16 protein-coding genes and 1 pseudogene are annotated in these 17,893 nt (G+C 70.2%); 7 read left to right on the top strand and 10 right to left on the bottom strand.

Translation table 11 applies throughout. The features are described from left to right. Window positions 1-384: 384 nt before the first annotated feature. Window positions 385-1,314 carry a diiron oxygenase gene (locus tag ABZV42_RS18500; protein ID WP_356052718.1) on the bottom strand — a complete coding sequence of 310 codons (930 nt, stop codon included), beginning with the start codon at window positions 1,312-1,314 and terminating at the stop codon, window positions 385-387. A 140-nt stretch (window positions 1,315-1,454) separates the two neighbouring features. On the opposite strand from ABZV42_RS18500, the gene ABZV42_RS18495 reads away from it, so the two are divergent. Then, the gene (locus ABZV42_RS18495) at window positions 1,455-2,603 is read left to right on the top strand and encodes a ferritin-like domain-containing protein (RefSeq protein ID WP_356052716.1); all 1,149 of its coding nucleotides are present in this window, start codon (window positions 1,455-1,457) and stop codon (window positions 2,601-2,603) included. Here the strand turns inward: ABZV42_RS18495 and ABZV42_RS18490 are convergent. The 7 genes and pseudogenes from ABZV42_RS18490 to ABZV42_RS18460 all read right to left on the bottom strand — a co-directional run bounded on the left by ABZV42_RS18490 (window position 2,600) and on the right by ABZV42_RS18460 (window position 10,223). Next, window positions 2,600-3,111 (bottom strand): annotated as a pseudogene (locus ABZV42_RS18490) (DUF3291 domain-containing protein). The gene ABZV42_RS18495 and the pseudogene ABZV42_RS18490 overlap by 4 nt on opposite strands. Before the next feature lie 157 nt (window positions 3,112-3,268). Continuing rightward, window positions 3,269-4,726 carry a penicillin-binding transpeptidase domain-containing protein gene (locus tag ABZV42_RS18485; RefSeq protein WP_355981438.1) on the bottom strand — a complete coding sequence of 486 codons (1,458 nt, stop codon included), beginning with the start codon at window positions 4,724-4,726 and terminating at the stop codon, window positions 3,269-3,271. Next, complete coding sequence (locus tag ABZV42_RS18480) at window positions 4,723-6,099, bottom strand: FtsW/RodA/SpoVE family cell cycle protein (protein ID WP_355981441.1); 1,377 nt, start codon at window positions 6,097-6,099, stop codon at window positions 4,723-4,725. Before ABZV42_RS18480 ends, ABZV42_RS18485 begins: the two co-directional genes overlap by 4 nt. Before the next feature lie 241 nt (window positions 6,100-6,340). Beyond that, window positions 6,341-7,030: an SH3 domain-containing protein gene (locus ABZV42_RS18475; protein WP_356052714.1), complete on the bottom strand. Its 690-nt coding sequence runs from the start codon at window positions 7,028-7,030 to the stop codon at window positions 6,341-6,343. Window positions 7,031-7,101: 71 nt separating this feature from the next. Beyond that, the gene (locus tag ABZV42_RS18470) at window positions 7,102-8,313 is read right to left on the bottom strand and encodes an ATP-binding protein (protein ID WP_356052836.1); all 1,212 of its coding nucleotides are present in this window, start codon (window positions 8,311-8,313) and stop codon (window positions 7,102-7,104) included. 68 nt (window positions 8,314-8,381) lie between these two features. Continuing rightward, window positions 8,382-9,359: a hypothetical protein gene (locus tag ABZV42_RS18465; RefSeq protein ID WP_355981446.1), complete on the bottom strand. Its 978-nt coding sequence runs from the start codon at window positions 9,357-9,359 to the stop codon at window positions 8,382-8,384. A gap of 357 nt (window positions 9,360-9,716) precedes the next feature. Further along, window positions 9,717-10,223, bottom strand: coding sequence for a dual specificity protein phosphatase family protein (locus ABZV42_RS18460; RefSeq protein WP_355981448.1), 507 nt, complete (start codon window positions 10,221-10,223; stop codon window positions 9,717-9,719). Window positions 10,224-10,322: 99 nt separating this feature from the next. Here ABZV42_RS18460 and ABZV42_RS18455 point away from each other — a divergent pair, with 99 nt between their 5' ends. Continuing rightward, complete coding sequence (locus tag ABZV42_RS18455) at window positions 10,323-11,126, top strand: nuclease-related domain-containing protein (RefSeq protein WP_355981451.1); 804 nt, start codon at window positions 10,323-10,325, stop codon at window positions 11,124-11,126. A gap of 111 nt (window positions 11,127-11,237) precedes the next feature. Here the strand turns inward: ABZV42_RS18455 and ligD are convergent, their stop codons facing one another. After that, window positions 11,238-12,119 (bottom strand): non-homologous end-joining DNA ligase, encoded by an 882-nt coding sequence (gene ligD / locus ABZV42_RS18450; RefSeq protein ID WP_355981453.1) that lies wholly within the window; start codon window positions 12,117-12,119, stop codon window positions 11,238-11,240. Window positions 12,120-12,181: 62 nt separating this feature from the next. On the opposite strand from ligD, the gene ABZV42_RS18445 reads away from it, so the two are divergent. Continuing rightward, window positions 12,182-13,324, top strand: coding sequence for a Ku protein (locus tag ABZV42_RS18445; RefSeq protein ID WP_356052712.1), 1,143 nt, complete (start codon window positions 12,182-12,184; stop codon window positions 13,322-13,324). Window positions 13,325-13,792: 468 nt separating this feature from the next. Beyond that, a complete protein-coding gene (locus ABZV42_RS18440; RefSeq protein ID WP_356052710.1) occupies window positions 13,793-14,704 on the top strand; it encodes an aminoglycoside phosphotransferase family protein in 912 nt (303 codons plus the stop codon). An 18-nt stretch (window positions 14,705-14,722) separates the two neighbouring features. On the opposite strand, the gene ABZV42_RS18435 is transcribed toward ABZV42_RS18440, so the two are convergent. Further along, window positions 14,723-16,096 carry a hypothetical protein gene (locus tag ABZV42_RS18435; RefSeq protein WP_356052708.1) on the bottom strand — a complete coding sequence of 458 codons (1,374 nt, stop codon included), beginning with the start codon at window positions 16,094-16,096 and terminating at the stop codon, window positions 14,723-14,725. Between the two features lie 287 nt (window positions 16,097-16,383). Between ABZV42_RS18435 and ABZV42_RS18430 the strand changes: the two genes are divergently transcribed. Genes ABZV42_RS18430 through ABZV42_RS18420 form a run of 3 tightly spaced genes read left to right on the top strand, consistent with a single transcriptional unit; the run spans window position 16,384 to window position 17,562 of the window. Further along, the gene (locus ABZV42_RS18430) at window positions 16,384-16,935 is read left to right on the top strand and encodes a bifunctional DNA primase/polymerase (RefSeq protein ID WP_356052706.1); all 552 of its coding nucleotides are present in this window, start codon (window positions 16,384-16,386) and stop codon (window positions 16,933-16,935) included. Beyond that, entirely contained in the window at window positions 16,925-17,236 is a 312-nt protein-coding gene (locus ABZV42_RS18425) for a hypothetical protein (protein WP_356052704.1), read from the top strand. The genes ABZV42_RS18430 and ABZV42_RS18425 overlap by 11 nt, the downstream gene beginning before the upstream one ends. Beyond that, window positions 17,233-17,562, top strand: a complete 330-nt coding sequence (locus ABZV42_RS18420; protein ID WP_356052702.1) for a hypothetical protein — start codon at window positions 17,233-17,235, stop codon at window positions 17,560-17,562. The genes ABZV42_RS18425 and ABZV42_RS18420 overlap by 4 nt, the downstream gene beginning before the upstream one ends. Window positions 17,563-17,893 lie beyond the last annotated feature (331 nt).

Here is a 17,893-nt window from a genome sequence, read left to right as displayed (position 1 = left end):
ACACGCGCATGCCCTCCAGCCCCGGCGAGGCCCAAGCCCCCGACCACCCGCAGCCGCCGTACGACGCGAGGGGCCGTGCCGGTACATCAAATGCCCGCAGGCCGGACGGATCATCACCCACGCAAACTGTGAGACCCCGGTGGGATCCGTTCGGATGCGGGCGGATGCACCGGCGCGGCCCCGCCCCCCGGGAGCGTCTGCGCCCTGGACCGAGCGCTACCCGCCCCGAAGCCCCGACCGAATCCGGCCCGAATCCGCCCCGAGCCCGCCGCACGGACGCGGGACGGACGCGGGACGGATGTCGCACGGACGCCGCACGGACGCCGCACGGACACCGGGGACGGTCGGGGACGTCGGGTGCCGGATGCCGGACGCCGGCCCGTCTCAGGCCAGCAGCCCAGACGACTTCCACAGCCGCCGCCCCGCCCCCCGCAGCACCCCGATCTCGTCCAGGAAGTCCGTCAGCTTCTTGGCCCCGGTCTGCATCACGTCCCGCCGATGCCCACTGGCCTTCACCTGGGCCAGCGCCTCGCGCTTGTCGAGCCCGACGTTGGTGTAGACCTCGGGATTGATGAACGCCACCGAGAACACCCGGGCGAACTCGCCCGAGGTGACCCGGGTGAACTCCTGTGACCACCGCGGAGCGGTCAGCATCTGGCGCCGCAACTCCTCCCGGGCGTAACGGACATGCCGAGCCTCCTCGACCACGTGGATCCGCGTGACCCCCCGGACGAGGGTCTGCACCCGCTCGTCCGGGAACGTCAGCCGCTGCATCCAGTCGAGGATCTCCTCACCGAGCAGCGTCGCCGTGAAGGAGCCAGGAGTGGTCGAGATGGTCTTGAACACCCGTCCCAGATTCAGATGCGCCCGGCTCACGGGGTAGTACGGCGTGCCCCCACGCGTGATCAGCCGCGCGAACATCTTCGAGTGCCGGCACTCGTCCTCGATCTCGGTCAGCGCGTACCGCACGTGCGCGCTCGTCGCAGCCTTGTCATAGATGTGCCGCACCAGCAGCTGCATCAGGATGATCTCGAACCAGATGCCCAGCGAGGCCAGCGCCGCCGCCTCGTGCTGCGACAGCGCGATCCGCTGCTCCTCGCTCATCCGCCGCCACAGCGGGGTGTCGAACAGCGACACCAGCTCGGGCGGCCAGAACCACTTGCCCTCCTCGAAGGGCGCGTCCCAGTCGAGCTCCTTGTCGGGGTCGAAGGAGTGCTTGGCGGAGGAGTCGAGGAGGCGCTCGGCCACCTGCTCCCGGTCCTTGAGCAGACCGAGCGCGTCACGGAGCACATCGGCTTCGGGCACCGTCGTCATGGCTGTTCCCACCTCGTCGTACGGGATCACTTCAGAAGTTACCGGCGGTCACAACTTATGAGACTGCTTGTCAGCAAGCTCGTCAATCCCTTGTGCCGGACTTGTTGACGACGCGTCTACTCCGTGTGAGCCTGCGAAGTATGCCGACGCATGAGCTGTACGCCGCGGACTCGGGAGATCCCCTCTGGCAGATACCGGCCTCGGGAGCGGCCCGCTTCAGCTGGGAGTACGACGACGGTCGTGACCGGCTGCTCGCCCTCTATCAGAAGGGCAAGGACAAGCAGTGGGACGGCCAGAAACGCATCGACTGGGGCCTGGAGGTCGACCCCGCCGATCCGCTGGGCACTCCCGACGAGGCGCTGACCCTGTACGGCACCCCGTACTGGGCGAAGATGACCGACCGCGACAAGGGTGAACTGCGCAAGCACTACACCGCCTGGCAGTTCAGCCAGTTCCTGCACGGCGAACAGGGCGCGATGGTCTGCGCGGCGCGGATCGTGGAATCGGTCCCCGACCTCGACGCCAAGTTCTACTCGGCCACTCAGACCATGGACGAGGCCCGGCACGCGGAGGTCTACGCCCGCTTCCTGCACGAGAAGATCGGGATGCTCTACCCGGTCAACGACAGCCTCCAGTCCCTTCTCGGCGACACCCTCCGCGACGCGCGATGGGATATGCCCTACCTGGGCATGCAGGTACTGATCGAGGGGCTGGCCCTGGCGGCCTTCGGGCTGATCAGGGACACCACCGACAAGCCGCTGCCGAAGCAGATCCTGTCGTACGTGATGCAGGACGAGGCCCGCCATGTCGCCTTCGGCCGCATGGCCCTGCGCGACTACTACAGGCAGCTCTCCGACGCCGAACTCCGCGAACGCGAGGAATTCGTCATCGAGGGCTGCTACTTGATGCGGGACAGGCTGCGCGGGGACGAGGTCCTGGAAAACTTCGGCATCCCGAAGGCGGAGGCCGAGGAGTTCAGCGAGAACTCCGAATTCCTGCACCTCTTCCGCCAGTTGCTCTTCAGCCGCATCGTCCCGTGCGTCAAGGACATAGGCCTGTGGGGCGAACGCCTCCAGCGCGCCTACGTGGACATGGGTGTCTTCGACATGGGCAATTCCAACCTGGACCTCCTGATGACCCAGGACGAAGAACTGGCCGACCAGCTGGACGCACAGCGCTTCGCGGCAGAGGAACGGGAACGCGTGGCGGAGGTCGGGAACCTGATCGACGAAGGGAGGACCACGACCGCCACCACGCCGACCGCCCGGACATCCGGACCGCAGGACTAGGACGGGCCCGCCGCCCCCGTCGGGAAGGATGCCCGGAGGGTGAACGCGTATGGGGTGGGGCCGTGTTCGCGGAGGTGCAGCAGGCGGGCCTCGGCCTCCGCGACCGTGGGACGGTGGCCGGCCGGGACCCACCACAGAGTGGTCACCGCCTCCTCCAGCCGCTCGAACCTCCCCCGAGCTCTCGGCTTCGCTCGAGCAGGGGGAACCCCCACCGGCGCCTGGCCATCAGCTCGCGGTGCCGGCCCTGGTACATGAACGCCGTCAGCGCGTTCGTGTCGCGCCAGGAGGACATGTTGACGATCAGCCATTCGTCGCCGAGGACGCGGATGTCCGTGGCGTCGCCGGAGTCGTCCTGAAGGCGCCAGACGAATCCGTCCGCGTCGTCCGCGACGGCGTTCACAGGATCGAGGGCTTCCACGAAGCCTTTCAACTGAGGTGAATCCAAAGGTGCTTTGAGGCGGGCGATGTTGACCTGGGCGAGCTCGAACGAGGCTGTCGACGAAGTCATGGCCGAACGGTAGGTCGGCACAGGGACGGCCGCCGCCCCTGTCTCACGAAGTGAGAGCCGAAGCCGGACCGCGAGCCGATCCGAACCGAGACCGGACCGCGAGCCGGATCAAGATCGGACCGGGAGCCGAACCGAGACCGGACCGCGAGAAGCCCCGTCACGAGCCCAGCACCGCTTCCATCACCGCCCGGGCGATCGGCCCCGCGAACCCGCCCCCCGTGATGTCCCCCCGGTCGGCCGCCGCGTCCTCGACGACCACCGCGACGGCCACAGCGGGTTCGAGGGAGTCGTCGGCGCGGGCCCAGGAGATGAACCAGGCATACGGCGTACCGGAGTTGCCGATGCCGTGCTGGGCGGTGCCGGTCTTCCCGCCGACGGTGGCGCCGGGGATGGCGGCCACGGTTCCGGTGCCCTTCTCCACCACGTCGGTCATCAGCTCGCGCATACGCTGCGCCGTCGCCGCGCTCATCGCCTGATGAAGGATCCGCGGCCCGGTCGTGGTCAGCGTCCCGCCGCCGCGCGTGGTCGTCCGCTCCACCAGATACGGCGTCTTGACCGACCCGTCTCCCGCGACGGCCGCCGAGATCATCGCCATCTGGAGCGGAGTCGCCCGGGTGTCGAACTGCCCGATGGAGGAGAGCGCCAACTGGGCCCTGTCGAGCCGCAGGTCGAAGTTGCTGGGCGCCACCGAGAAGGGGATGCGCAGCTTGCGGTCGTTGAAGCCGAAGCCCGCCGCCGTCCTCGTCATGTCGTCGAGCCCGACGTCCACGCCCAGCTTCGCGAAGACCGTGTTGCAGGACCAGGTGAAGGCGTACCGCAGGGAGGCGTCCTCGCAGCCCTCGGTCTCGTTCGTGAGCCTCGTCGTGGTGCCGGGGAGCCGGTACGGGTCCGGCGACCTGGTCGGCGCGTCCATGTCGTCCACGGCGCCCGAGTCCAGCGCCGCCGCGGCGGTCAGCACCTTGAACGTGGATCCCGGCGGATACGTCTGCCGGATCGCCCGGTTGAGCATCGGCTTGTCGTCCTGGCCGTTCAGCCGCGCCCACGCCCTGGACGCGGCCGGCCCCGTCCCGGACAGCTCCCCGGGATCGTAGGAAGGGGTGGAGACCAGGGCCAGGATCCGGCCGGTGGACGGCTCGATCGCCGCGACCGCGCCCCGGCGGGAACCGAGCCCCTCGAAGGCGGCGCGCTGCGCCGCCGGGTCGAGAGTGGTGACGACTCTGCCGCCGGGACCGCGGGCCCGGGTGAGACCGTTCAGCAGGGGCATCGGGGCGAGCATCGGGTCGGTGCCGGACAGGACACCGTCCTCGGTGCCCTCCAGCAGCGTGCTCCCGTACAGCTGCGAGGCGAAGCCGGTGACGGGCGCGTACAACGGGCCGTCCAGGTAGGTCCGTTCGTAGCGGAACAGCTCGCCGGTGTCCCTGGAGCCGGTGACCGTCCGGCCGTCGACGACGATGTCTCCGCGCGGCTGCCCGTAACGGGCGATCGCCGGACGGCGGTTGGCGGGATTGCCGTCGTACGACGGCGCCTGTACGACCTGGACGCGGGCGGCGTTGACGAGGAGCGCCACGAGCAGCACGGCGCACAGTCCGACGGCCCGGCGGATGTACTTGGTCATGGCGCCGGTGTCCCGTCGTACTGACCGCGGGCGCAGTCGCTGATCCGGATCAGCAGGGCCACGATGATCCAGTTGGTGACGACCGAGGAGCCGCCCTGAGCGAGGAACGGCATCGCCATGCCCGTCAGCGGGATCAGTCCGGTCACGCCTCCCGCGATGACGAAGACCTGAAGGGCCATGATCGAGGCGAGGCCGACCGAGAGCAGCCGGCCGAAGGGGTCGCGCAGCGCGAGGCCCGCGCGGTAGCCGCGCTCGACGAGGAGCGCGTAGAGGAGGAAGACGGCGGACAGGCCGATCAGTCCGAGTTCCTCGCCCGCGGTGGCCAGGATGAAGTCGGACTTGGCGGCGAAGCCGATGAGCACCGAATGGCCGAGCCCGAGACCGGTGCCGAGCATCCCGCCGGCCGCGAACGCGAAGAGGGACTGGGCGAGTTGGTTGGGTCCCTGGCCCGCGGTGATCGAGGCGAAGGGGTCCAGCCAGTCCTGCACCCGGCTGTGCACATGCGGTTCGAGACGGCCGACGGCGACCGCGCCGACGCAGGCGAGCAGCAGCCCGACCGCGATCCATCCGGTGCGGCCGGTGGCGACGTAGAGCAGGATCACGAACAGGCCGAAGAAGAGCAGCGAGGTTCCGAGGTCCCGCTCCAGGATCAGGACCAGGACGCTGAGCAGCCAGATCGCCACGATCGGGCCGAGTACGCGGCCGGTGGGCAGCTGGAGCCGCCGGAACCGCCAGATCCGGCGGCCGCTGTAGGCGAGGGCGTTGCGGTTGGCGGCGAGGTAGCCGGCGAAGAAGACGGCGAGCAGGACTTTCGCGAACTCGCCCGGCTGGATGGAGAATCCGGCGATCCTGATCCAGATGCGGGCACCGTTCACCGCCGGGAAGAAGATCGGCAGGACGAGCAGGGCCAGCGCGCCGACCACCGAGACGTAGGTGTAGCGCTGGAGGACCCGGTGGTCGCGCAGACAGAGCACGACGGCGATGAAGAGCGCGACGCCGAGCGTCGACCAGATGAGCTGGATGGGCGCCGCCTGGTCGTCCGGGGTCTCCAGGTCGAGTCGGTAGATCAGCACCAGGCCCAGCCCGTTGAGCAGGACGGCGATGGGCAGCAGCAGCGGATCGGCGTACGGGGCCCGGATGCGGACGGCGACATGGGCGAGGAGCGCGAGCACGCCGAGCCCGGCGCCGTAACCGGCGGCGCCGGGCGGAACGGTGCCGTGCTTGGCGAGACCGACGGCGCAGTAGCCGTACACGCAGAGCAGGACGGCGACGACGATGAGGGTGAGCTCGATCCCACGGCGCCTGGGCAGGCGTTCAGCGGGAGGGGCCGGGTCCGCCGCCACGGCCGTTCCGGACATTCCGGGCAGGATCATGTCCGGAACGTAGCAAGCGGGCGACCCGATGTCCCGTTATGCGGTGATGAACCGGCCGGTCTGGTCCGTATGCGGTGATCAAGGGGCCGGTCCGGTGCTTGTGCGAATGGCGAGCAGGCCGGGTGCGGCGCGTAGGTGATGTCGAACCGGCCGGTCCGGTGCGCACGCCACGCCGAACCGGCCGGTCCGATGGGCAGGTGATGTCGTGTCGAACCGGCCGGTCCCGTTCGCAGTCGGGAGGTCAGCACCAGCGCGGGGACGGACCGATGTTGTCGATGTACCGGGCGGCGCCCCAGGCCCAGGTGCCGTCCGTGAGGAGGTACCAGAGCGGGTTGCGGTCGACGGTCTCGCCCGAGGTCTTGCAGAAGATGGAGACGATCTCCCCCTGCCGCGCGACCCGGATCAGCTGGCTGCCGCGAGTCGGGGAGCTGCGCAGGGCCAGCCCGCCGCGAGCGGTGATCCGGCCCTGGTACAGACGCGGGTTGCTCTGGGCGGCGCCGTCACCCCTCCCGTTGCCGTTGCCGTTGCCGTTGCCGTTGCCGTTCGCCGGTTGACGGCCGGCACCGCCACCACCGCCGCCGTTGTTCCACGTGTTGCCGCCACCGCCACCGTCACCACCGCCGTTGTTCCAGCTGTGGGTGCCGCCACTGCCGTTGTTCCACGTCTGGTTGCCCGTCTGGTTGCCCCCGCCTCCGCCTCCGCCGCCGCCGTTGTTCCACGAGTGGCCGCCGCTGCCGGTGCCCTGCTCCCGGCCGTCGCCGCCTCCGTTGTTCGACTGGTGGCCGCCGGCGCCGTTGCTCCACTGGTGGTTGTCGCCGCTTCCGTTGCCGCCGTCGCCGTCGGCGAGGGCGGGAGTGGCACCGGCGAGGGCGACGAGGCTGCCGGCGGCGAGGGCCATACCGATTCGGGTGTATGTGGACCGCAGGGACATGGAGGGCTCCTCCAGGAAGGGGGCGAAGCTGACTTATCGCCACATTAGGATCGGGAGCCGGGGAACGCAGTTCACACTCCGCCATCGGAGACGCCCGGCTCCCTCCGTCCGTCCTGAGAGAGTGTCAGTGTCGCGACCGCTCCTCCGTCCGGGGCGTCGGCGAACTCCAGACGCGCACCCAGGACCTCGGCCTGACCGAGCGCGATCGTCAGGCCGAGCCCATGGCCCTGCGCGCCGCCCTCGGTACGGAAGCGCTGCGGACCGTGCTCCAGGAGGTAGCCGGGGTAACCGTCTCCGTGGTCCCTTACGGTGACGACCGGGCCGTCCAGGGTCAGCACCACCGGCACCCTGCCGTGCTTGTGGGCGTTCGCCACCAGGTTCCCGAGCACCCGCTCCAGCCGCCGCCGGTCCGTCTCGACCCGCGTGCCCCGCACCACCCGGACCTCCGTGTCGGTCCCCGACGCGCGCACCACCCGTTCGGCCAGCGGCACCAGCGGTTCCGAGTCCAGCTCCAGACGCTCGGTACGGGCGTCCAGCCGGGAGATCTCCAGCAGGTCCTCGGTGAGGGTGCGCAGCGTGGCCACCCGGTCGCGCACCAGCTCCGTCGGCCGGCCCGGCGGGAGCAGTTCGGCCGCCGCGTGCAGCCCGGTCAGCGGAGTGCGCAGCTCGTGGGCCACGTCCGCCGTGAACCGCTGCTCGCTCAGCAGCTTGCCCTGCAACGAGGACGCCATCGTGTCGAGCGCGCCCGCGACCGCGGCCACCTCGTCCTGAGGCCGCGTCGGATCCTGGGCGCGCGGGTCGTTGACGCGCGCGTCCAGGTCACCCGCGCTGATCCGCCGCGCCACCCGGGCCGTCGCGTGCAGCCGGCGTGTCACCCGGGTCACCGCGAACACCCCCACCAGCAGGGTCACGCCGATCGCCAGGGCCGACGACCACACGATCGCCCGGTCCAGGGCGTCGATGGCGTGCGCGCCCTGGGCGTAGTCGAACCGGACGGCCAGCGCCCGCCCTCCGCCGGTGGGCCCGGCCGCCCACATCGTGGGGTGGGCGTCGTGCTCGCCGACCATCGTGCCCCGCTTCCCGTCCACCGCCAGCTCCCGCAGCCGCGGGGGCAGCCCGGGAGGATCGATGCCCGCGTCCGGCGGCAGCCGGTCGCCCGCCGCGTAGGCCGCGGTGACGTCGGCGAGCCGGCCGAGCGCGCGGTCGCGCGCCTCGCCGACGGTCTGGTCGGTCACCGACACATGCACGAGGGCGCCGAGAAGGGCGACGAGACAGCAGCACATCACCGCGATGAACGCGGCCGCCTTCCAGGTGAGGGTGGCGGTCCAGCGCGGCAGACGCAGGGACGGTCTCACGAGGCGCTCGCGGACGGGGAGAGCGCCGTGGGGGAGGGCGGAGGGAGTGCGAGGGAGGGCGGCCGTACGGAGCGGGACGGCGACGGGGGCGTTTGTCGTGCGTACGGGGGTCTCGCCGGGGGTGCCTGCCGCGCGTACGGGGATGGCGCCGGGGACGCCTGCCGCGTGGACAGGGATGGCGCCGGGGCAGGCTGCTCTGCCGAAGGGACTCGGGCCGGGGTGGGCTGCGGTGCCGAAGGGCCTCGCGCCGGGGAGGGCGCCCCCGCCCGCGTCGGCGGTCCGACCCGCAGGATCTCGTCGCGGGTCGCCAGCATCGCGTTCTGGTGCGGGTCCCAGGACCAGACCGTACGGAACTCGTATCCCGGCAGGGTCGAGGGCGAGCGGATGATCACCTCGCGGCCCGCCAGCTCCACGCTGGCCACGCTGTCCGCGGTCCCCATGACCTGCACCAGCCGGTGGCCGAGGAACGTGTACACCCGTACCGCCAACTGGTGGGCGGGGAAGCGGATGCCGAGCGCCATGTCGGCCTTCCCGTCGCCGGTGAGATCGCGGTAGTACGCCCGCAGGACTGGGCACTTCCCGCCCCGCGCACCGGGCTGCCCGCAGTCCTGGAGGTGCCGGGCCGTCTCGGCGTACGCCGCGTGCGGCCCGCTGTACTCGTCCGGATGGGCCGCGACCTCGGCACGCACGACCGCGACCGGATCGAGGGCCCGGATGTCGTCGCCGGGAGCCGTGACGCCCTTGACCGTCTCGGTGTCCGCCTCGCCGTAGTCGGTCGCGGGCGTCGACGCGGGCGGCAACCGCGGCCACAGCCTGGTCGGCCCGACCGCGGTGGGGGTCGCCCCTGCGCCGTGCAGATCCCCGGAGTCGCCGCAGCCCGCCAGCGCCGTGGCCAGGACGGCGACGGCGACGACGGTACGGCGGACGCCATGACCGCTCCCTCCGGGCCCTCGCACGAGGACGCTGTGGATCACTGCGCTCCCGGGTCCGGGCCGCCCCGTCCGCGGGCGCCGGAGCGCCGCTACCGCACGAGACCGGCGAAGGAAAGGATGCCGTCCGCGGGGTGACCGCCGAGGCCGGGCACGCCCCGGACGACCGGGCACGACCCGGGACGGCCGGCCGACCCGTGCTCCTTATTCATACAGAAATCTCTTTTGCCCGCATGAACGGCCACGGCATCCGGCCCCTCTCCTCACCCGTTCCTCTCTCGCCGAGCGAGGCCCCGGCCTCTGTCCGCGCCGCTTACCCCCTGCCCCCGGCTCCTGGCCACTGACCCTTGACCTCTACCCCTTGCTCCTTGCCCGCTGCCCCTTGCTCCCTGCCCCTGGCTCCTACTCCGCGAGCTCTTCGAGAAGCCGTGCCGTGGGGAGCCCGGCCCGCAGATACTCCACGAACAGCTCGTTGTGCAGAGCCCAGGGCGAGCGCCGGGCCCGGATCAGGCGTATCGCGTCGTCGGCGGTATGACCCGCCAGGACGAGTGCGTGCGCGACGACCAGCCCCGAGCGGTTGTACCCGTGATGGCAGCGGACGAGCACCCGGCGCCCGTCCTCCAGCGCGTCGTCCGCGGCCCGCGCGAGGCGCATGACTCCGGTGATGTGCGTACCGTCCAGCGGTCCGTCCGGGATCGGCCACACATGGTGCTCGACTCCCGGGTCGGGTCCGTGTCCCGGCTGCCGCAGCAGCGTCAGGACCAGGTCGAACTCATCGTGTACGACGGCGGATTGCGGTTGCCCCGAACGCCCCGCGAACTCGTGCCCGCCCATCCACAGGCCGGGCACGATCTCACTCCACGGGCTGTCCGGGGACGGAACGTCCGGATACCTTCTGCGAGTTCGCAACGGCGCCTCCCCACCAACTGCCCCAACTCCTGCCAAAGGTAACCGGGTTCTTGCCCACGGAGCACCCCGCCTGTTCCCATGGTCATGGGGTGATGGTGCATGAACGGACTGCGCGTCGTACCGGCCCGGCGGCACGGCCAGGAGCGCCTGTACGTCTGCCTGACCGACGGCAGAAGCGTCGCCTGGTACGACCGTGACACGGCCAGGGTCAATCTGCTCAGCGAGGACCGGCGCGAGGACGTGCTCGGCGTCCTGGGCCCGTTCCTGACCGGCCCGGTGACGATCGGACCGCCGCCCGTCCCGACGCCGGCCGAGCTGGCCCGTCTGGCCCTCCACCCGGACGACGACCTCGCGCCGAACCGACCCGGCGAGGCCCTGGTGATCGACCTCGACCGCGACCCGGGCCCGGCGCGCCGGCTGCGCCCCGACCCGCGCAGGCGTGCGCTCACCGCCGAGCAGACCGTCGGCGCGGCCATCGACCGGCTCGAGGGAGGCGGGTGGCACACCCTGCATTCGATCCCGCTCCCGGGCGGCGACCGCATCCACCATCTGGTGATCGGCCCCGCCGGCCTCTTCTGTCTGTACGCCCTTCACGCCCACAAACAGCGCGTCCTGGTCGCCGACCCGATGGTCACCGTCGGCCGCCGCGAGTCACGCCCACTGCTCCGCCGGGTCCGTGCGGACGCGGACCGCGCGTCCCATGCCCTGACCGCTCAGGTCCGTGCCGTGCTCGCCGTGGTCGGCCCCGCCCGCCTCGACATCCCGGCGCCCGCGAGGGAGGTCCGCGTCCTGAGGGACACCGACCTGGCGGGCCTGGCACGGCTCGGCGGGGTGCTCAAGCCGGCCGACGTGGAGGCCCTGCACGCGATGGCCCGCGACCGGCACACCTGGCTGCGGGTCTGAACCGGAACGGGGCGCCCGCCCCACGGCCTTCAAGGCAACGGGGGGCCCGCCCCGCGCCCCTCAGCCTCTGCGGCCCCTCAGGCCTTGCGGCCCCTCAGCCTCTGCGGCCCCTCAGGGCAACGGCCCGGCGCGCTCCGGGTCGAACAGCGGAGCCAGGAGATCGCCGAAGTCCTGGATCCGGGACGCGATGTCCGTTGCCTGGAAGGCCAGTTGGGCAGGCGAACCGCATTCCTCGACCTCCTCCCACGTCACCGGCGCGGACACCGTCGGCTCCTCCCGGGCCCGTAGCGTGTAGGGAGTGGCGGTCGTCTTGCGGCCGGCGTTCTGGCTCCAGTCGACGAACACCTTTCCCGGCCGCAGGTTCCGCGTCATCCGGTGCACGACCTGCCGGGGCAGCGCCTTCTCCGCCTCGACGGCCAGCCCCTTCGCGTACGCGCTGACGTCGGCGGACGGCGTCGGCGCGACCGCGGCGAGCAGATGCAGCCCCTTCGCCCCGGACGACTTCGCGTACGCCTCGATCCCGTCGGCGGCCAGCCGCTCGCGCAGCCACAACGCCACCTCGCAGCACTCGACGACTGTCGCCGGCGCCCCCGGATCGAGGTCGAGGACGATCCGGTCGGCGATCCCGGGCGTGCCGATCGTCCACTGCGGCGTATGGAACTCCGTCACGAGGTTCGCCGCCCACATGAGCGAGGCCAGATCCTGGACGAGGACCATGCGCGCGGGCCCCTCGGTGCGCGGAACCTCGGCGGTGGTGACCCAGGCGGGCGTACCGGGCGGAACGTTCTTGGTGAAGAAGACCTGCCCGTCGGGACCGTCGGGATAGCGCAGGAAGGAGACCGGCCGGTCCCGCAGATGGGGGAGGAGCACGTCCGCGACCGTGGCGTAGTAGTGGAGCACCTCGCCCTTGGTGAAGCCGGTGGCCGGGTGGAGGACCTTGTCGAGATTGGTGAGCGCGAGCCTCCTGCCCTCCACCTCCGTGATCGGCGTCATACGATGACAATCCCACGAAAACAGCACAGACCTTGCTCAAAGTTACCGAAAGGGTGCTGCACGTGCGATCCATATGGAACGGCGCCATCTCCTTCGGCCTGGTGAGCATCCCCATCAAGGTCGTGAACGCCACCGAGAACCACGCGATCTCCTTCCGCCAGATCCACCTGGACGACGGCGGCCGCATCCGCTACCGCAAGGTCTGCGAGCTGGAGGACAACGAGGTCTCGGCCGCGGAGATCGGCAAGGCCTACGAGGACGCGGACGGCACCCTGATCCCGATCACGGACGAGGACCTGGCCTCGCTGCCCATCCCGACCACCCGGACCATCGAGATCGTGGCCTTCGTCCCGGCCGACCGGATCGACCCGCTCCAGATGGACACGGCGTACTACCTGGCCGCGAACGGCGTTCCGGCCGCCAAGCCGTACGTCCTGCTGCGCGAGGCACTCAAGCGGAGCCAGAAGGTCGCCGTGGCGAAGTTCGCGCTGCGCGGCCGGGAGCGGCTCGGGATGCTGCGCGTCGTGGACGACGTCATCGCCATGCACGGCCTGCTCTGGCCGGACGAGATCCGCGCCACCGACGAGGTCGCCCCGGACACCACGATCAAGGTCCGCGACAAGGAACTCGACCTGGCCGACGCCCTGATGGACACCCTTGGCGAGGTCGACCTCGAAGACCTGCACGACGACTACCGCGAGGCCGTCGAGGAACTCGTCACCGCCAAGGCCGAGGGCCACGAGACACCCGCGGCCCCCTCCGGGGAGAAGGCCGGCGGCAAGGTGCTGGACCTGATGGCGGCCCTGGAGAAGAGCGTGCGCGCGGCCAAGGAGTCGCGCGGCGAGGAGGCCGACGGGACGGGCGAGGACGCCGAGGTCACCACGCTGCCGTCCGGCACACGGGCGCCGAACCGTACGGCACCGAAGGAGGTCGGCGGCAAGAAGTCGACGTCCGCCGCGAAGAAGACGGCGGCGAAGAAGACGCCACCGAGAAAGTCGACGACGAAGCCGACGTCGTCGAAGCCGCCGACGGAGAACCGAGCCACGAAGCCGACCGCGAAGTCGACGGCCGGAACCACGACGAAACGGCCCGAAGCCGCGGAAGCCTCCAGGCCGACGAAGAAGACCGCCACGAAATCCGCCACGAAATCCGCCACGAAGACCGCCACGAAGAAGACGGCTCCGCGCAAGCGCGCGTCGGCGTGAGGGCACGAGGGAGGACGCTCACCGCACCACGTCGATTCCGTACCACCCGGCACGGGGGGCGCAGGATGCCTAGGCCCCAAAGAGCTCGGACCTCTCCCCTTAGACATGCCTCACTGCGGGTTTCGCTTCTACCTGGAACCTACCAGCGGCAATGCCCCAAGATCCCCTCCACGCCTCGTCCCCGGACGTCGACATGGACTCACTTGAGGCTGTATCCGCCTGCACCACCACGAAGACCCCGGCCTCAGCGGTTCCGCTGGTGACGGGGTCTTCGGGCACCTCATAAGGGGTGCCCCCGGCAGGATTCGAACCTGCGCACACGGCTCCGGAGCCCAGGTGAGACCGCGGGGCCTTTGCTGCTCTGACCTGCGGCGGACGCTCTGATCGGGCGAGTGCCGAGCAAGGTCATCACGCCCCTATTACGCGGGTGGTCTGTCGGGCGGTCGGCGCGGGCCGTATCGTCGAAGCATGATCTCGGGCAGCGGCGGCACGGAGTTCACGGCGGAGGGCCTGGAGCCTGTCCTCCGGGAGGCATGCGCGACTGCCGGACTCGACCACCGTGGCGCCGAGTTGCTGCGACTTGGATCGAACGCGGTCTACCGCCTCACGTCGTTACCCGTCATCGTCCGCATCGCGCGTGATCCGGCGGTTCTTGCAGAGATGGAACGGGCTGTGGGCGTGGCCCGGTGGCTTGAGGAACAGGACTTCCCGGCCACGTGCGTGCCGGCATCGATCGCTCAACCGCTCGTCACCGGCGGCCTGGTGGCCACCTTCTGGGAGAGCGTCCAGGACAACGAGGAGTACGCGACGGTCGGTGAGCTGGCCGACCTCCTGCGCCGCTTGCACTGGCTCGAAGAACCTGAGTTCCTGGGCCTGCCGTACTTCGATCCGCTGGCCAAGCTGGCGGCGTCGCTCGAAGGGCTGGACGGCATCTCAGGGGAGGACCGAACGTTCCTGGAGGAGCGAGCCGGGAGCCTCGCCAAGGATTACGACCGGCTGGACTTCGTACTTCCCTTCGGCATGATCCACGGTGACGCCAGTATCGGGAATATCCTCCGTCATCGGGACGGGCACGCGGTGCTCATCGACCTGGACGGCTTCGCCCTCGCTCCACGTGAGTGGGACTTGGTTCAGACGGCGATGTTCTACGACAGGTACGGCTGGCACACCAAGGCGGAGTACGCCGAGTTCGTGCACCGGTACGGCTTCGACCTGATGAACTGGCCGGGCTACGAAACGCTGGCTGACCTACGTGAGCTGATGATGGTTGCCTGGCTCGGCCACCAGGTCGCGACGAGTGAACGGTCTGCCGCCGAATTCGCTCGGCGAGTGCGCTCTCTCCGCACGGGGGAGGGCCGGGACGAGTGGGGCCCGTTCTGAAGGCGCCGCGACCTGTGCTCAGAGACCGGCGTGATCGGCCGAGGCTATCCACAGCCTGTGCTCTGTGACCTGCTCGGTGAACGTCTGGACGTCCGCGCTGTCGCCGGCCGCTGCGAGACCCTGCCGGAACTCGACCAGGTAGCTGACGCATCGTGCCGACTTGAGCTGCTCGCCCAGGTCAAGCGCATCGAGTGCCACGCGGCAAGCCTCCTCGATGTCTCCGGCACGTAGGTGGGCGTCGGCGAGCACCATGGTCGCGAAGAAGTCGCTCCGCACGTGGTTGCCACTCATTGCGTTCTCGGCATGGGCGACGGCTTGCCGGGCGCTGTTGACGTCACGGAAGCAGTGGGCGGCCTCCGCGGCGAGCTCCGCCTCGTCGAAGTAGCTGATCCATTCGGGCTCGTCGTCGGTGTTCCGGCTCTCCAGCGCTTTCGTGGCCGCGCTCAGGGCGGCTTCGCAGGCTCGCACATCCCCGGTCCGGGCAAGAGCGCGGGCTTCCATGGCGTGGAACTGCGCGCGAAGCGTGGGTGTGGCCACCGGAGAGATACCCATGAGAGCCGCGCGGGCGAGCGTCGCGGCCTGCGTGAAGCGACCGAGGAACGTCGCCTGGTGGCTCATGGCCGACAGGATGCTTCCGGCGAGCCGACGGTCGCTGGCGTCCTGGGCCAGCCGGAGAGCCTGGAGGAAATACCGCTGTGCCAAGCCGTGGCGGCAGGCGTCGTAGGACATCCAGCCAGCGAGGAGGGTTGCCTCCGCCACGGTGGAGAGTAGGGCTCGGCCAACCTGTTCGGTGTACTGACCGCGAAGGAGCGGCGCGACTTCGGTGCTGAGGTACTGGATCGCCGCATGCCGTGCGTGGTCGCCGCCGAACCGGTCGTCCAGTTCGGCGAACATGTCCGCGGTGGTCTTGATGGCGGCCACGTCTCCGAGGCCAACACGGATTCCCTCCCGGCGCTGCCGGGGAACGGCCGGCTCGGGCGCCACGAGCCATCGGAGGGACGCTTCGTTCCATGCAGGCTCGGACGGCTCGGCTTGTAAGAGAGGTTCGTACCGGTTGAGATCGGCACGCCACAGCTGGCCAACGGCTTCGATCGCGTCGTCGGGACTCGCTGGATAGCTGACGTCCATGAGCGACGTATCCCGTCCGCCCTCGTGGTTCAGCCCGAGCTCGGCTGCACTGAGGCTGTACGCCTCGCACAGGAGCGGCCCGTAGAAGTCGTCAGGAACGCTGTGGCCGTTCTCCCAACTGGCAATACGGCGCTTGACGCTGGCGTCCGCCGGGAGCTGATGGCCACGGCGCGCCGCAGCGTGACGCAGCTCGCGCACCAATCGCGGCTGACTCCACCCGCGATCCGTACGGGCCTGCCGTAAGCGAACGCTGGTCGATTCCATCGAAGACGTGACCGTCCTCTCCCGGTGAGTGAACTGGTGCGGCCACTGGGGCGCACGACTCTGAGGCCGTACGACCGAATGTACGCGCGGTTCATGGCCCGATGCTCCAAGTAGTCGCAGATCGGCGGCGATTGACCAACGACGGGGGATGACACGTCCACGCGTAACGCGTCATCCCCCGTCACCCCTCGTCATCTGCCCTGACCAGGGTGGCGAACGTGAGTCTGGAGGCAGAGCGGCATTGCGGCCGCGAATGAGACTGACCGAGGTGAGATGACGTGCAGAGGATGACCACAAGAGGCGTCGAATGGCTCTCTGCGGCGGCCGACGATCCGGCCGGATGCCGGGCGACCTGGGCGGACGACGCACGTGCACCGTACGCGCTGGCGGCCGGCCGTTTCTTCGATGTGGTGACGGTCGAACAGCGGGTCGGCATGGAGACCTTTGACCAACTTCTGCACCGGGGACTGCCGTTCGGCCCGGTGGTGCTCGACTACAAGGCCCGGCGAGTGGGTTTCCTCCTCGGCTCGCGGAGTCAGGAGACCTTCGTTCACTACCTCGCCCAGGAAGACGGCACGCCCCCCACGTACCGCTACCTGGGTCACGGCTCGGTGGTCGTCGTCCCGGGACCGATGCCCATGAGCGGCGACCGATACCAGTGGCTCCGGGCACCGACTCGACGCCCCATCGCCAACCCGCTGCGTCCGGTCGCTTTGGCCACCATGTTGGTTGCCTCCGCCGAACTGCTCACCCGCGTGGACCGGTACGGCGAGCGCTACCCGTCTGCGGCTGCCCTCGTCCTCCCCATCTTCGAGGGGACTCCGACCGATGCGGGATGACCCCACCCACCGGCATGACGCTGCGACCTGGTCACCTCTGGATACTGACGACTGGTACGCCGCACGCAACGCCACGACTGCCCTCCGGGACGCCCTGCTTCGTGCCGGCCTGGAGAAGGACTTCCCTTACCTGCGAGCCGACTTGAACGCGTTCGGGCATGGCCTGGTCGAGTTGGGCCGCGTCTCACCGGCCACCGCGGAACGCCTGGCGGAACTGCTGCGGCTGGCGCTTGCCGCGGGGCTGCAGCGACTTGAAGAGACCAGCGACAGAGCTACCGAGGACCGAGGACTGACGAAATGACCGATCGACGGGGAGTCGTAGCCAAGCGTGCAGAGAACCTGGTGCCTGGCGTGCCGTACGTCCGAGGCTGGGCGCAGGCTCGACGCGGTGCTGACGAGCTGGCCGCGCAACTGACCGCTCTGGGCCTGGATCCGGACTTCCCCGGCCTCACGGCCGACGTGAACGTCTCGGGCGACGGCCTGGTACGCCTCGGCGTCGTACGGCCCGAAGCGGCCCTGATCCTGGCGGAACTGATCGTGTCGGGCTTCGCGGCAGAGATGCCGACGCATGCCGAGACCTCAATGCAAGAGGCGGGGAGCGCCCGCCACACCTCGACGGCTGCCTGACCGCTTCGACCCGAGAAACCCCGGCCGGTCGCGGTCCGAGCATGCTCCCGCGATCGGCCGGACCGGCCCCGTGCGTCACCGTTCCCGGTTGGACGATGCGCGGGGCCTTCTGCTGTCCGCGAGTCCTGTCGTCTGTGGTCTGCCGCTCGGCCGGGACCGGCGCCCCAGCGCCGCAGCCCGGACGAACGGCAGACCCACCACGCTCCGAGGATGGATGCGCGGCTCATATGCGACTCCGCCCAGCAGGACATCAGCTTGGGAAGCTGAGGTGATCTGGGGCTTGCTGAGGGATTGACCTGGGGCGGAGGGTGCCGACGCATGGTGGCGGGTT

It is taken from the genome of Streptomyces sp. NPDC005281, from assembly GCF_040607495.1.
In the GTDB taxonomy this organism is placed as follows: domain Bacteria; phylum Actinomycetota; class Actinomycetes; order Streptomycetales; family Streptomycetaceae; genus Streptomyces.
Note: the sequence above shows the minus strand (reverse complement) of the source record. Positions and strands in the feature narration are given on the sequence as shown.

Bases quoted from the DNA above. Each gene is read 5' to 3' on its own strand.
- ABZV42_RS18425 (WP_356052704.1), top strand. From the start codon at position 16,925: ATGCGGGATGACCCCACCCACCGGCATGACGCTGCGACCTGGTCACCT.
- ABZV42_RS18495 (WP_356052716.1), top strand. From the start codon at position 1,455: ATGCCGACGCATGAGCTGTACGCCGCGGACTCGGGAGATCCCCTCTGG.
- ABZV42_RS18485 (WP_355981438.1), bottom strand. From the start codon at position 4,726: ATGACCAAGTACATCCGCCGGGCCGTCGGACTGTGCGCCGTGCTGCTC.
- ABZV42_RS18475 (WP_356052714.1), bottom strand. From the start codon at position 7,030: ATGTCCCTGCGGTCCACATACACCCGAATCGGTATGGCCCTCGCCGCC.
- ABZV42_RS18500 (WP_356052718.1), bottom strand. From the start codon at position 1,314: ATGACGACGGTGCCCGAAGCCGATGTGCTCCGTGACGCGCTCGGTCTG.
- ABZV42_RS18470 (WP_356052836.1), bottom strand. From the start codon at position 8,313: ATGTGCTGCTGTCTCGTCGCCCTTCTCGGCGCCCTCGTGCATGTGTCG.
- ABZV42_RS18430 (WP_356052706.1), top strand. From the start codon at position 16,384: ATGACCACAAGAGGCGTCGAATGGCTCTCTGCGGCGGCCGACGATCCG.
- ligD (WP_355981453.1), bottom strand. From the start codon at position 12,119: ATGACGCCGATCACGGAGGTGGAGGGCAGGAGGCTCGCGCTCACCAAT.
- ABZV42_RS18440 (WP_356052710.1), top strand. From the start codon at position 13,793: ATGATCTCGGGCAGCGGCGGCACGGAGTTCACGGCGGAGGGCCTGGAG.
- ABZV42_RS18435 (WP_356052708.1), bottom strand. From the start codon at position 16,096: ATGGAATCGACCAGCGTTCGCTTACGGCAGGCCCGTACGGATCGCGGG.
- ABZV42_RS18455 (WP_355981451.1), top strand. From the start codon at position 10,323: ATGAACGGACTGCGCGTCGTACCGGCCCGGCGGCACGGCCAGGAGCGC.
- ABZV42_RS18420 (WP_356052702.1), top strand. From the start codon at position 17,233: ATGACCGATCGACGGGGAGTCGTAGCCAAGCGTGCAGAGAACCTGGTG.
- ABZV42_RS18480 (WP_355981441.1), bottom strand. From the start codon at position 6,099: ATGATCCTGCCCGGAATGTCCGGAACGGCCGTGGCGGCGGACCCGGCC.